This is a genomic window from Ruegeria sp. BHSA123 (genome assembly GCF_059613425.1).
The window spans coordinates 1-14,092 of record NZ_JBXWSL010000060.1; the positions used below are offsets into that span (position 1 = coordinate 1).

The 14,092-nt window shown below is 55.6% G+C and carries 12 protein-coding genes; 9 read left to right on the forward strand and 3 right to left on the reverse strand.

Annotation, left to right across the window (positions count from 1 at the left end):
• Positions 1-981 (reverse strand): glucokinase (locus AC2FNC_RS17490; RefSeq protein ID WP_496716081.1); only part of this gene is annotated, 981 nt, incomplete at its 3' end.
• Positions 965-1,201 (reverse strand): family 1 glycosylhydrolase, encoded by a 237-nt coding sequence (locus tag AC2FNC_RS17495; protein WP_496716082.1) that lies wholly within the window; start codon positions 1,199-1,201, stop codon positions 965-967. The genes AC2FNC_RS17495 and AC2FNC_RS17490, both read right to left, overlap by 17 nt.
• A gap of 171 nt (positions 1,202-1,372) precedes the next feature.
• Here AC2FNC_RS17495 and AC2FNC_RS17500 point away from each other — a divergent pair, with 171 nt between their 5' ends.
• The 9 genes from AC2FNC_RS17500 (at position 1,373) to AC2FNC_RS17540 (ending at position 12,307) form a co-directional block, all read left to right on the forward strand.
• Positions 1,373-2,122: a sugar phosphate isomerase/epimerase family protein gene (locus tag AC2FNC_RS17500; RefSeq protein WP_496716084.1), complete on the forward strand. Its 750-nt coding sequence runs from the start codon at positions 1,373-1,375 to the stop codon at positions 2,120-2,122.
• Positions 2,122-3,168 (forward strand): LacI family transcriptional regulator, encoded by a 1,047-nt coding sequence (locus tag AC2FNC_RS17505; RefSeq protein WP_480494227.1) that lies wholly within the window; start codon positions 2,122-2,124, stop codon positions 3,166-3,168. Before AC2FNC_RS17500 ends, AC2FNC_RS17505 begins: the two co-directional genes overlap by 1 nt.
• A 22-nt stretch (positions 3,169-3,190) precedes the next feature.
• On the forward strand, positions 3,191-3,940 hold the full coding sequence (locus AC2FNC_RS17510; protein ID WP_480483651.1) for a basic amino acid ABC transporter substrate-binding protein: 750 nt from the start codon (positions 3,191-3,193) through the stop codon (positions 3,938-3,940).
• A 64-nt stretch (positions 3,941-4,004) separates the two neighbouring features.
• Positions 4,005-5,651, forward strand: a complete 1,647-nt coding sequence (locus tag AC2FNC_RS17515; RefSeq protein WP_496716085.1) for an amino acid ABC transporter permease — start codon at positions 4,005-4,007, stop codon at positions 5,649-5,651.
• Complete coding sequence (locus AC2FNC_RS17520; RefSeq protein WP_496716087.1) at positions 5,648-7,633, forward strand: beta-galactosidase; 1,986 nt, start codon at positions 5,648-5,650, stop codon at positions 7,631-7,633. Before AC2FNC_RS17515 ends, AC2FNC_RS17520 begins: the two co-directional genes overlap by 4 nt.
• Positions 7,634-7,755: 122 nt before the next feature.
• On the forward strand, positions 7,756-8,880 hold the full coding sequence (locus tag AC2FNC_RS17525) for an extracellular solute-binding protein (protein ID WP_480477085.1): 1,125 nt from the start codon (positions 7,756-7,758) through the stop codon (positions 8,878-8,880).
• 116 nt (positions 8,881-8,996) lie between these two features.
• Complete coding sequence (locus AC2FNC_RS17530; RefSeq protein WP_480477087.1) at positions 8,997-10,109, forward strand: ABC transporter ATP-binding protein; 1,113 nt, start codon at positions 8,997-8,999, stop codon at positions 10,107-10,109.
• A 12-nt stretch (positions 10,110-10,121) separates the two neighbouring features.
• On the forward strand, positions 10,122-11,042 hold the full coding sequence (locus tag AC2FNC_RS17535) for an ABC transporter permease (protein WP_480477089.1): 921 nt from the start codon (positions 10,122-10,124) through the stop codon (positions 11,040-11,042).
• Positions 11,039-12,307, forward strand: coding sequence for an ABC transporter permease (locus tag AC2FNC_RS17540; protein ID WP_480519814.1), 1,269 nt, complete (start codon positions 11,039-11,041; stop codon positions 12,305-12,307). The genes AC2FNC_RS17535 and AC2FNC_RS17540 overlap by 4 nt, the downstream gene beginning before the upstream one ends.
• Before the next feature lie 43 nt (positions 12,308-12,350).
• Here the strand turns inward: AC2FNC_RS17540 and AC2FNC_RS17545 are convergent.
• Positions 12,351-14,092 (reverse strand): beta-galactosidase (locus AC2FNC_RS17545; RefSeq protein WP_496716089.1); only part of this gene is annotated, 1,742 nt, incomplete at its 5' end.

Below are 14,092 nucleotides of genomic sequence, written 5' to 3' on the forward strand. Positions count from 1 at the left end.
GAACGCTTCCCGGAACTCTTCGCCGAATAACCAGCGATTCTTTTCCGCGACGCCGCCAACAAGAAACACTCCGCCCGAAGGCATCAGTGTGACAGCCATGTCGCCCATCAAAGCCCCCAGATGGGTGTTGAACATCCGAGCGGCTTGTACCGCGATGGGGTCAGAACGGTCGCGGGCATCGAGCAGAATGTCTTTCGCCGAGCGCGTTGGTGTCTGTATATGGCCTGCCGCCAGCCCGATCGCCTGATATAGGATAGGCAAGCCCGTACCGCTCAGGAACATCTCAGCTTCCAGTGCGAGGCTGTCACCAAAAAAACACTCAGGCGCAATGCTGCGGGCTGCTTCAAAGATGTCAACTTCGTCGCGGTGACGCGGATACAGACCCACATGCCCACCTTCTCCGGAGACTGTGTGATAGTGGCCCTCGGAAAACAGCAACGCTCCCACGCCAAGCCCGGTGCCAGGACCCACCACCAATCGCGTGCCTGCGGGCGGTGTCGCGTGACCTTGCAAGACGGCAACATCTTTCTGGGTTACTTCTGCCACCGACCACGCGGCAGCGGTGAAATCATTGATTACAAACGTATGGCTGGCACCGGTGGCTTTTGCCAATTCGGCCTCGGACAGGTCCAGATTGGCATTTGTCAGCCGAATCGTGCCGTTCCGGACAGGGCCTGCGCCCGCCGCCACGACCGCCTGTGGATTTGTTCCGATTTCATCCCGAAGCGCGTGAAACGCTTCCAGCAGATCTTCCAGTGTCCCCGTTGGGCGCTTGCGCAGGTCTGTCAGCTCTCCGTTCGTAACCACGCCCAGCCGCGTGTTGGTGCCCCCTATGTCAGCAACCAGATTCCAATGCTCATGCACCGCACCGAATGGTTGCGCTAACGGCTGAGAGACGTTCTGACCCCCGGAATGGGCAGACTTTAGCGCCATGAAAGACGCTTTGGGTGTTCTCTCAAGCGTTTCAAAATTCACGTCCACCAGTCCAAACCTTTTTCCACATTCGAAGGCCCATTCGCATTTGTCGCAGTAGTGACCAAACAAAACAGCCCTTTACCAGAACATCTTGTGCCAAATCGTCCCTTACGGCAGCCAGGTGTCGGTCGAGACAATCCATGCGATTATCATTCTGAAGACCCTCTGCGCGTGCCATACCGTTTTTGGTGATACAGATTGGTGGCTCGCTCGTATAGCCCTTCATTGTTCGGATCAGAAATCGGTTGCGGGAAATGGCTCGATTTCCCACCCCATCTGGGTTTTAGGCAAAGGCTCGGAGCCTTATTCAAAGCTGGCGTACGGATCGAATCAATACGGCGCTTGACAAGGATACAGCTCGTAATTCACCATATTTGAAACGTTTCAAAGGTGAGGGATGCGAGTTTCTGCCCAACTCTACACAGTGCGGCAATGCGGTGATCTTGCAGATCAGCTGCAATTGGTTGCGGCCTGCGGTTTTTCAGATGTCGAAACCACTGGCTTGCACGGCCTGACCCCAGCTCAGATGGCGGGCACTATTTACGGATCAGGCCTTAATGTTCGGTCTGCACATTTTGATTGGGAAGAGTTCGAAGGGCGATTTTCGGATATCGTCGAAGTATTAAACCTAATGGAATGCCGGGTGGCTGTCATGCCTTGGCTGGCGCCCCAGGTGCGGCCCGACACTGCCGAGGGATGGAGGGTGGTGTCGGGCCAGTTGTCCAAATGGGCAAATCAGCTGACAGATCATGATATCAGCCTGGCGTATCACAATCACGATTTTGATCTTATCGGTGAGGCTGGTGACACACCTCTTGACCTGATCCTTGCCGGCGGAGATGTCTTTTGGCAACCAGATATCGGTTGGCTGGTTGCGGCTGGTCTGGATCCGGCGGACGCGATCCGCCGCCACGCCAATCGAATCCTGTCCGTGCATGCAAAGGATATCGACCCAGCAGGCGGAACAGGTGACGCGCGCTGGCGCGATTTGGGCGAAGGCGTAGTTGACTGGAACGCAACCCTGCGTGCGCTTGCCTCGACCAACTGCACGGACCTGTTTGTCGAACATGACGAAACCGATGATCACGTGCGCACCCTGCAAACGGGTCGGTCATTTTTGACGGAACAATTGGCAGGGTTTGGGTGATGGCGCGGGCGACGATAAAATCGATTGCCAGAAGTACTGGGTATTCCGTTGGCACAGTCTCGAATGCTTTGCGGGATTCCGTTTCGGTGAAACGGGAAACCCGGGAAGAGATTCAGAAAGTTGCGTCGGATCTGGGATACCGGGTGAATCTGGATGGCCTGAAGCTGCGCACCAATAAATCCTATAGAATCGGGGTCATGGTCAGTGTTTCGAACGATGCTGCGGAAGAGTGGGAAGGTGTAGAGTTTACGCGTATTCTGGCCGGAATATCCAATGCGCTAATAGGAACGCGCTATCAGTTGAGCGTATTCAGCACATGTGATGGCGAGGCTGCGGTGCAGACGTTGAAGTCCATCGTGCAGGAAGGGCAGGCTGATGGCGTGATCTTTTCCGGCACGCGTGTTCATGATGAACGCGTCGCGTATCTGCAGGGGCAGGGCTTTCCTTTTGTCACATACGGCATGAGCGACAGCCCCCAACCGCATCCTTATGTGGATCTCGACAGTCAGGCAGCGGCTTATGATGCCACCGCCAGGCTGCTTGGGCTGGGGCATCGCCGCATCGCTTTGATAAACCCGCCGGATGACCTGATCTATGCGCAGCAACGCCGCAGGGGTTATGCTGATGCGCTGTCAGAATGCGGTGTGGAGTTCGACCCGACACTGGTTCCCACCGGCCCGACCACCGCGGAATCCGGTCAGCAGAAATTTGCTACGCTTATGGAGTTGCCGAAACCGCCGAGCGCCATCATCTGCGCTAATGAGGCCATAACCCTTGGGGCGCTGTCAGCTGCCGATAAAGCCGGAGTGCAGGTTGGAAGGGACGTTGTGGTCATCTCGAACGACGACTTGAAGCTCAGCCAGTATTTTGTACCGCCACCCAGCACTTATTACTTGCCGATTGCTGAAACAAGCCGTCTGCTGGGTGAGTTCATGTTGAAAGCTTTGGACGGGGTCGATCCGTCCGAGATTCAGAAAAAGATCAGGGCCTCATTGATCGAGCGGCAACCTGACACCCCGGCGCCCGATGCGGCGCAAACCACCTGATCCAACAAAGGAGTACCTGAAAATGTTTAAAAACCTACTTGCCGCTGCAACACTCACAACACTGATGGCTCCAGCGGCCTTTGCTGCCGACCTGGAAGGTCGTGTTCTGAAAATCGGAACCGATGCGACATACCCACCGATGGAAACCGTGGATGAAACAACCGGTGAGATCGTGGGCTTTGACGTCGATGTGATGAATGCAATCTGCGCGAAGGTCAATTGCGTCCCCAATTTCGTAAACACCGCCTGGGATGGTATCTTTGCGGCCCTTCAGCAGGGTGAGTTCGATCTGGTTATCTCGGGCGTGTCGATCACACCGGAACGCGAAGAAACCATGGACTTTTCCGAGCCTTACATCGTTGTCAGCCAAGCCATTCTGTTGCAGGTCGATAATGCTGACATGACACTTGAGGATTTCAAAGCCGGTGGCCAGAAACTGGCCGCGCAAACTGCGACGACCAACGCCCAATTGGCGGAAGAGCTTGTTGGGCGCGAGAATGTCAGCCTTTACGACAACTTCTCGGCCGCCATTCTGGCGCTTCAGAACGCGGACGTGCAGGGCGTGATCATCGATGGCACATCGGCAGCGGCCTATGAACAGGAATTTGCGGGCGAGTTGACTGTTGGCATCACAGGCTTGCAATCCGATCCATTGGGTATCGTGTTTCAAGAAGGCGATCCGACGGTGGATGCGATTAACGCCGGTCTGAAAGCCATTCAGGAGGATGGAACGCTGGACGAACTGACAGCCAAATACTGGGGCACCAATTGATCCATTAGCGCCCTTCCGGTCCGGCGGCCAGCGCTGCCGGGCCTTGTCTTAGCGGAGAAGTTCCATGTTGCGCCTCAGCACGATCCGCCCGAGTAACCTGGTGTTGCTCGCAGCAGCGCCATTTATTATCTACCTGTTCGCCACATCCTCAAAATACTTGCGGTCTCTGGTCGCAATTCTGGGGATCGGCACCGACGCGGGGCCCATCTTTGTTGGATTTCTGCTGATTGCGACCGTTGCGATCCTTGGATATCTTTGCGCACGCTACGTGCGGTTTTCACAAAACTCCCCCGGCTGGTTGCGATTCTGCGCGCTTGCCGCGTTCCCAGCTTCTGCGGCGCTTTTGGTCATCAGCTTTGTTTCTCCGCTGCTTCTGATGCCATTTGCCGAGTCGGTCTTCTTCCATGCGCTCAGCGAAAACACATCACCCCTTATCGATCGATCCAGTCAGACCTGGGTACTGTTTCCGGGCGTGATCGCCAAGGTTCAGACGGGATTACAAGTTTTCCTGGCGGTTTACGCGGCTGTCGTCGCACTATGCCTAATTTCGGCACGTTTGCAGCCGCCCTGGCGCGGGCGCGTCTTGTTGGGGTTGGAGTGTCTCACAGGCGCGGTTCTGTTTTATCTCATGTTCATGGCTCATTGGCATTTCGCGACCGGGGTGGCCATTACATTCCGCGCGGCCATATTTGCCTATATCTTCGCGGCCATTCTTGGTTTGGTCTGGGTCGGGTTGCAATCGTTTAAACCAAAGGCGCGTACGACGGTCGTCTATGGTTCGATCAGTTTGGCATTGCTTGCAGCCTCAGCCTTTTTCTTCATGCAGCCGCAGGTCAGCTTTGTTCTGGTGGGCAGCACCGAAGGGCGTATCGCGGTTGTGCGCGGCACGCCGCAGGCGCAGGCTGACGTTATCCGGTTTGGTGAGTTCGAAGGGGCCGACGGTCAGCAATATCGCATCCGCAGCGCAACCGATGCCACTGCCGCGCTTGAACAGATCGAAACGGTCGACAGTGTCTCGGGCGCTTTTGTCCCGGCCGATGCCCATACACAAGGTTATCCGGTCCTGTGGCAAACAAGATTTCTACCCGACAAATACCGCAATCCGGCCCTGGCATTTGCCGTGTTCGGGTTTTTGTTGCTGACACTGACCATTGGCGGGGCTCAGCATAAGCTGCATCCTCTGGCGGTCGGGGCCGAGTTTTTCGTGGATACGATACGCGGCATTCCGATGCTGGTGATCATTCTTTATATCGGACTGCCACTGGCGGGCGCAGTCAAAGACGCCACCGGCGGCGGTATCGACATGACCAATATGACCCGCGGGATCATCGCGATCTCAGTTGGTTATTCCGCCTATATGGCCGAAATTTTCCGATCCGGGATCGAGGCGATACCGAAAGGCCAATTGGAGGCGGGCAGCTCTCTGGGTTTGTCGCGCTGGCACACGGCGCGGCTTATCGTTCTGCCGCAGGCCCTGCGGATTGTCACTCCACCGCTTGGCAATGAGTTTATCGCGATGATCAAGGACACGTCATTGCTGTCTATCCTGTCCGTCCGCGACATGACCCAGAGGATGCGAGAATTTCAGGCGGCTAGCTTTCTGCCCTTTGCACCCTTCAATACGGCGGCAATCCTGTATGTCGTTCTCACACTCGGCTGTGCCAGTTTCCTGAAGTGGATCGAACGACGCACAGCAAAGGACACACGATGAGCGCGCTGGAACTTGGGGTTTGTTACTACCCCGAACAGTGGGACCCTTCGCAATGGCGAGACGATGCCGCCCAAATGGCAGACATGGGGTTGGATTGGGTGCGGATTGCTGAATTCACCTGGGGTCTGATCGAACCCGCGCGCGGTCAGTTCCACTGGGACTGGCTGGATGAAGTGATCGAGATACTGGGTCAGGCTGGTCTGCGGGTCATGATGTCCACCCCAACAGCCGCCCCCCCCAAATGGTTGATCGATGAGTATCCCGAAATCCTGCCCGTTGGGCCGGATGGTCGGGTCAGAGGGTACGGTTCGCGCAGGCATTATTGTTTTTCCAGTGAGGTTTATCTGGCCGAGGCGCAAAGGATCGCAACTGAATATGCCCGCAGATATGGTCAGAATTCGTATGTCCAAGCGTGGCAGATCGACAATGAGTACAACGACCACGATACAGTTCTCAGCTATTCCGATGCCGCGCGAACAGGTTTTCAGAACTGGTTGGAGGAACGATACGGGGCAATCGATGCGTTGAATGACGCGTGGGGAACCGTTTTCTGGGGGTCGCTCTACTCTCAGTTTGGTCAGATCGAACTGCCCAACGGGCTGGTCGCCACGCCCAATCCAGCCCATGCTCTGGAATTCGCGCGCTATTCTTCCGATCGAGTTCGTCTGTTCAACAAAACGCAGGTGGATGTTCTGCGCAAATATGCGCCGGGCCGGGATATTACCCATAACTTCATGGCAGGTAGTTTCGAATTCGATCACCACGCCGTAGCGGCTGATCTGGATATTGTCGGGTTCGACAGCTACCCGCTAGGGAACTTATTGGACTCTACCCTTTCAGATGAGGAGAAGCGCCGCTATCTGCGCACCGGCGCACCGGATTATCAGGGCTTTCATTGTGATTTGTATCGCAGTCAGGGGCACGGTCGGATGTGGGTGCTGGAACAGCAGCCGGGCCCGGTGGATTGGGCTGACAAGAATCCGTCGCCGGCAGAGGGGATGGTTCGGCTTTGGACCTGGGCGGCCTATGCACATGGCGCGCAAGCCGTGATGTTTTTTCGCTGGCGACAGGCAAAATCTGCGCAAGAGCAATACCATACTGCGATTTTGCGGTCAGATGGCAGCCCGGATCAGGCCGCTGTTGAATTGGCTGAGATCGTGAAGGATCGCGCCATTTTGCCGCCCGAGAGACGGGCAAAATCACGGGTTGCAATGCTACTGGATTATACCTCTATCTGGGCGGCGGACATCCTGCCACATGACAACGATTTCCCCAATGCCCAGATTTTTCGCGAGTGGTACACTGCAATTCGTGGTTTTGGGGTCGATCTTGATTTTGTTGGCCCTGAAGATGAACTGAGCGGCTACGCCCTCATCATATTACCTCAAAGCATGATCGTGACCGCTGACCTTGCAGACAAGCTTGACGCTTCGCGGGCCAAGATTCTGATAGGTGCTCGTTCCGGCAGCAAGACATCCGGGATGAACACCCCGTCCAATCTGGCTCCAGGCGAACTGGCAAAGTTAACAGGTATCCGTGTCACGCGCGTCGAATCGCTTCCTTCACTCGCGCATGAGGCTGTGGTTCTTCCCGATGGGCAGCAATTTGAATTCACGGGTTGGCGTGAAATTGTCGAGACCAAAGAGCGCGTTTTAGCCCGCTTCAAGAGCGCTTATTGCGATGCCAGTCCGGCGGTCATCCGTTCTGACCGCACGACCTATCTGGCAATGGTTCCGCGAAATGAGCTTTTGCAGGCGATTGTCGGGGAGGTACTGAACTGGGCTGGGATAAATGCAACGCCTTGCGACCCCGATATGCGCATAACCCAACGCGGCTCGACCTACTACGCGTTCAACTTCAGTGACGTTTCAAAGCCTTTGCCTGCTGGTCGTGCACGTCAAATTCTGCTTGGTTCAGATCCGGTCAAACCAAGAGACATCACCGTTTGGCAGGAGAATGCAGCGCCTCATAATTCAGCTTAGACGTGTCAAATCACGAAACTGGACATAAGATTTTCGCAAACTGTCACTTTTGGACTGACGGATGGGCGCAGAAAGTCCTATGAATAGAAAACAAAAAACGAGTCCAACAACGGGAGAACACTATGGTTACCAAATCATCACTTTCCAGACGCACTGTTTTGAAAGGAGCGGGTGCCGCGGCACTTGCCGCGCCTCTTTACAGCAAGAGCGCACTGGCATCGTCCGGTGAAATCAACATCCTGATGTGGTCGGATTATCTGCCGCCCAGCTTTATCGAAGAGTTTGAGACCCTTACTGGCATCAAGGTGAACTACACCGGGATCGGCTCAAACGAAGAAATCATCAACAAGATGAAGGCCACCAAAGGTCAGGGCTTTGACATCGTCTCGCCAACCAACAACCGCTCGTTGCAGTGGGAGCCGCTGGAGTTGTTGCAGCCCTTTGACATGAACAAGGTTCCGGTCGACCTGGTGAACCCTGCCATGGCCAAAATCGGTACGGATGCTTGGAACTTTGGCGGCGCCGGGGTCCACTGGTTGCCGCATATCTGGGGCACCGAAGGCATTGCATACCGCACCGACTTATGGCTGCCGGCCGGTGACGCGCCATCCTATGGCGACGTCTGGTCGGAAGAAAACGCAGGCAAGACCATGGGCCGCGCGCATTCGATGATGCTTGGCGCTGGTCTTTACATGGAGCGTTCCGGCGAGATGGAGCCGGGTTCGGTCTGGGCCGCTTATGGTGACGAAGAAACCATGCGCAAGGTCTGGGGTCAGATCACTGACTGGTGCATTGCACGTAAGAATCGCATCAAGCTGATCTGGAACGATGCCGATACACAGAAGAACGGTCTTCTGAATGAAGGTGTTGTTGTCGGTCAGACCTGGGACGGCCCGCCACTGGCACTGAAATCGGCTGGTGAACCAGTGCACTATCAAGCGCCCATCGAAGGGGCGATGGCATGGGTTGACGGAATGTCGATTCCGTCTGGCGCGGCGAATATCGACCAGATCTATGCCTTCATCGACTTCGCCTATCAGGCCAAACCTGCCGGTGTTGCCATCGACAGCCATGGGTACAACTCTCCTGTTCTGGGGGCGGATCAGTATTCAGGCGACACCTACAAGAAGAACTTTGCCGAGGCCTATCCGGGCGACTCGCTGGCCAACCTCAATCCGTGGCCGGCCGAAGCACCGTGGTATGCTGAAACGCGGACCGAGTTCGTCAACAAGTTCAAGAGCGCATAAGCGATCTGAAACCATGCCCCTCGCGTTCTGCGAGGGGCCACAATCTGTGCGCCGCTCCGGCGTAACGGAAAGCTATGTGGTGTGGTGACAGTGCACACCTCAGGGAGATACCAAAAATGAGTGCAGGGGTCGGAGTCGATCTGGAAAACCTGTGGATCCGTTTCGGTGACTTCGTCGCCGTGCGCGATGCAAACGTCACAATTAATGGGGGAGATTTCTTTTCATTCCTCGGACCCTCGGGTTGCGGCAAAACAACGATCTTAAGGGCTGTTTCCGGCTTTCTCGAGCCCAGCGAAGGCAATGTTCTGATCGGCGGCAAAAACATGCGCGGGATTGGGCCCAACAAACGCCCCACAGCTCTGATCTTTCAGAACCTAGCGTTGTTTCCCTTGATGAAGGTTTGGGAGAACATCACGTTCTCTATGGAAATCAAAGGCGCCAGTGCTGCCGAGCGCCGCAAGCGCGCTGACGAGCTTTTGGACATGATCGCGCTTCCGGAGCAAGGCGACAAACTTCCCAGCGAATTGTCTGGTGGCCAACGTCAGCGAGTGGCCATCGCTCGTGCCCTTTGCGCCGAGCCGGATGTATTGCTTCTTGATGAGCCTCTGTCAGCACTTGACCTCAAACTGCGCCAGCACATGCGAACGGAACTGCGTGAGATACAACAGCGTGTGGGCATTACTTTTATCTACATTACCCATGACCAGGGCGAGGCGCTGACCATGTCAGATAATATCGCCGTCATGCGTGCAGGTGTGATTGACCAAATTGCCGATGGGAAAACCATCTACAATGATCCCAACACGGCTTTCGCGGCCTCATTTGTCGGCGAAAACAATGTATTCCGTGGCAAGATCAAACAGGTCATGGGCAACGAGGCGCTGATCTCGACCAACCGCTCGGGCGATCTGGTTGCACGGATATCGACCGCCAATCAAGGCAAAATGAAAGAAGGCGATAGTGCAATGTTGTTCATTCGCCCCGAAGCCTTCGCCATTGCGCCCGAGGGGGCTTCGGGTGACCATTTTGTTACCGCGCGGGTCAACCACGAAGAATTTGAAGGCAACGTCTTCAACATCTTTACCGAAGGTGAAGGTGGAAAAGAGATCAAAGTGTCGATCCCGAACCATGGACAATCCTTCGAGGACCACACCGGACAGAACATCACGTTGGAATACAAGACGCATAACGCCGTCATCGTTCCTGCGGGTGAACTGGCTGCAGAATAAGGGGATTAACTCATGCCCCAGTTTCTGAAAGACTTCTTCAATCGCAACGGCACTGGCATGGGAGTGGCGATCTTGGGTCTGGTTCTGTTCTGGACCATCGGCCTGATCATCCTTCCGCAGCTGTCGATGTTGGACTTCTCGTTCCGTCCGAATCTGCCACCGCCAGAGATTGGCGGACCCAAAGACGTATATACGCTAGAGAACTACAAATATCTGGTCTACGGCCCCGAAGGTGGCAGTCAGGACTACAACACTGTTGATCTGAGGGTGTTTTTCCGAACTCTTGTGGCCGCGGTTTTTGTGACGGTTTTCAACCTGATCATCTGCTATCCGATTGCCTATTACCTGGGTCAGGCCGAAGGCAGCCATATTCGTATCTTCGCGATCATGCTGATCATCCCTTACTGGATCAACGAGATCCTGCGCGCCTTTGCGCTGCGCATCATCTTTGGGGAAACAGGTGTGTTGAACACGTTGTTCACGGGTCTGGGCATCTGGGATACACCGTTCGACTTCATTCGCAATGACATCGCGCTCTATGCGGGTCTGGGATACGCCTATATCCTGCTGATGATTTTCCCGATGTATAACGTGATTGAAAGTCTGGACAAAAACCAGATCGAAGCAGCACGCGACCTTGGGGCGCCTTGGTGGCGGATACATTGGCGAGTGGTCATTCCTTATGCCAAGCCGGGGATCAGTTCGGGCTGTACTATGGTCTTCATGTTGTCCGCCGGTGCGTTGGCTGCGCCGCAAATTCTGGGCGGGCCGTCCAGTCTGTGGTTCACCCAACTGATCTATCAGCAGTTCAATGACAACAACGACTGGCCACAGGGCGCCGCCTACGCAATCGTTCTGCTGGTCACTTGTATTCTGTTCGTGCTGGCCATGATGCGCCTGTTCAAAGTGAACATGGGGGATATAGGGAAATGAACAATTCCTTCCTCCGCATAAGCATCTGGGTCTATCTGGCGATCTTCTTCCTGTATCTGCTGGGCCCGCTGGTGATCATGTCCGTCACCGCGTTCAACTCGTCCGGGTTCCCCCGAATGAGCCCATGGGAATGTCTGACATTCCAATGGTTTGGCGAGCTGTTTCAGGATCAGCGTATCCTGAACGGGATCAAGAACTCGCTGATCATCGGAATCGGCACGGTCATCCTGTCCGTGGCGATGGGTTTGGCAGGCGCGCTGATGCTGACCCAGATCTGGCCGAAGCTTCGCGCGACCTACTATACGGTCATTATCGCACCGATCCTGATCCCCGGTGTGGTTCTTGGTATCTCGACGCTGGTCTTCTGGGACCGGATCAACCGGATGCTGGGGCTGGGGGCCGACAGTTTCCTGTCAAACGGCATCTTCCTGACAGTGATCGGCCAGTCCACCTTTATTGCCAGTTACTGTATGCTGGTGCTGGTGGCGCGGTTGCAGCGTTATGATGTCGCCCTGACTGAGGCGGCACTGGACCTTGGGGCCAGCCACGCTCAGGCTTTCCGCAAAATCCTGCTGCCGTTCATGCGCCCGGCGATTGCCTCGGCGGCGGTTTTGGCATTCCTCGCTTCTTTCGAGAACTACAACACCACCACTTTCACTTTTGGCGAATACCCGACGCTGACGATTGAGCTGGCTCAGAAGGTTCGCTACGGCATCACGCCCGCGATCTCGGCGCTGGCGTTTATCATCGTTGCGCTGACGGTTTTCTTCGCTCTGCTGAACGAAGCCAAGCTGAAACGTCAGGAACTGGTAGCCGCGGCGCGTAAAAACGCAACGGTCGAGGAACTGGCTGGCAAGATCAAGCTGCCGAGTTTCTTTGCCGGTAATATGGCCGCCGTGTTGCTGGTCGCATTTGCGGTTGTAACGATCACCGTTATAGGCACAGCGGCGACCTACAGTCCGGCGCAGTGCATTGCCGACGTTCGCGAGCAAAAGCAGTTGGAAGCGGAACAACGCATTCAGGAACTGCGTCAGCAGCGTGAGGAGCGCCGCAAACAGCAAGAAGCGGAAAAAGCCGGGCAGGGTGATGCCCAAACCGCGCCAAAGCCGTCAAATAACAGCGGTTTTGGTAATGTCTTCGCTCCGAACTCGCTGGATGGCAGCGAGAATGAAAGCAACGAAGGTGCTTCTCAAACCGAGGGTGAGCCATCCAACAACGGCGGTTTCGGAGGGGTGTTTGACCCCAACAGCCTAAAAAGCGACTAATCGCTGTGCCAAGCGGCAACCAACGCATCTGCCCGGATAGGATTCAAGTCTGTCCGGGCAGATTGCGCTTCAGGATCTTCACGTCACAGCCGCCGATGGTCGATCCGTTCCAGACCACCGGTTCAGCGTTATAGTTGATCAGGAACATGTGGTCGGCTGTCTCACGCAGTCGAAGTCCTGGCGGCATCGGTTTCAGGCCCAAACCGCTTTCTTCCGCAGCCAAGCCGATGACGCGATCCCATAATGCTTCGTTTGGGAAGCCGGCAAGATACCAGAACCCGTCCCTTGCCATTAGCGCAGGCGCTCCATCTTCAAAACTCAGAATTTCTTCAGCAGATCCTGAAAGGCGATCGATCCAATGCTGTGCCGCGCCGCCGCCACGGACAGCCCGGTTGACAGCAGGGGGCAGTGTTTCGACCAAATCGACGTTGCAGTCCAACCCTTTCAGGCCAGGTCGACCGGCGGCGGCGATCTGGAAATCACGGGTAATTGCGCCGCTGCGTGGGCCGAGGATTGCAAGATCCGAGTTGTCCGCTAACCTACGCTCCAAATCCGGGTCAATCGTTGCCAGTCCGGGGGCAAGGATCAGCGCATAGTGCGTGGACAGGTCATTGGGCGAAACAAAATCAATCGACAGCCCCACGCGGCGCAATGCACGATAAGCTGAGAAGACCAACCGGAAATAGTCAAAGCCTGCTCCTTGCGGTAGCGATGTCCAGGCCCAGTCCGAGGGGTAATCAAACAGTATCGCAACCTTGGATTGCACCTGATGCACCTCGCCCAATGTGGATAGCTCTTCCGCTGTCTGACGGGCCTCGTGTAATGCAGGGGCGGGGCGATTGTCCGGTGTCAGCAAACCTGCGTGCATCTGTTCCTGCGCAAAGGGGGCTTGCCGCCATCGAAAATAGCTCACAACCTCAGCACCGTGGGCGACAGCCTCAAGCGACCACAACCGCACCATTCCGGGCATGGGTGCCGGGTTATAGGGTGCCCAATTCACCGGACCGGGTTGTTGTTCCATCACCCACCATCGGCCACGGCCCACTGCCCGGTAAAGATCATGGTGAAACGCCTGCATGTCCGGATCGCCTTGCTGAAGAAAGGCGGTCTTGTGGGCTTCGTCATCTTCCAATCGGTCCGATAGAAATCCGATCGGATAACTGTCCCAAGTCGCAATATCCAGATCTGCGCCAACCTCGAAATGGTCGAAATCCAGAATACGACCCATGTAGTTATGCAACAGCGGCGCATCGGTCAAAGCTCGCAATACATCGACCTGAGCTTTGTTGAATGCCACAACCTGATCTGAGCTGAACCGACGGAATGCCAGTACATGAGCGGGGTTTGGCTCGGTCACAGTTTGATTGGGTAGTTCAATCTCATCGAAGTTGCGGTACTCCATCGACCAGAACACGTTTCCCCAGGCCTTGTTCAGTTGTTCAATTGAGCCGTATCGAACAGCCAGCCAGCGCCTGAATGCATTCAGTGCCGGGGTGCTGTAGCTGACTGTTGTGTCGTGACACCCATACTCATTGTCGATCTGCCAAGCCGCCACATACGGGTTATGACCATAGCGCTCTCCCAAGACCCGTGCGATGCGGCCACATTCATCGACATAGCCCTGGTGGCTAAAGCAGTAATGCCGCCGTGATCCGAATTTGCGCGTGTTTCCATACGTATCCACAGCCAGCATGTCCGGATGTTTGTCCAGCATCCAACGCGGTGGCGTTGCTGTCGGTGTGCCAAGCACGACTTTCACTCCCGCCTCGCCAAGTGTTTTAACCG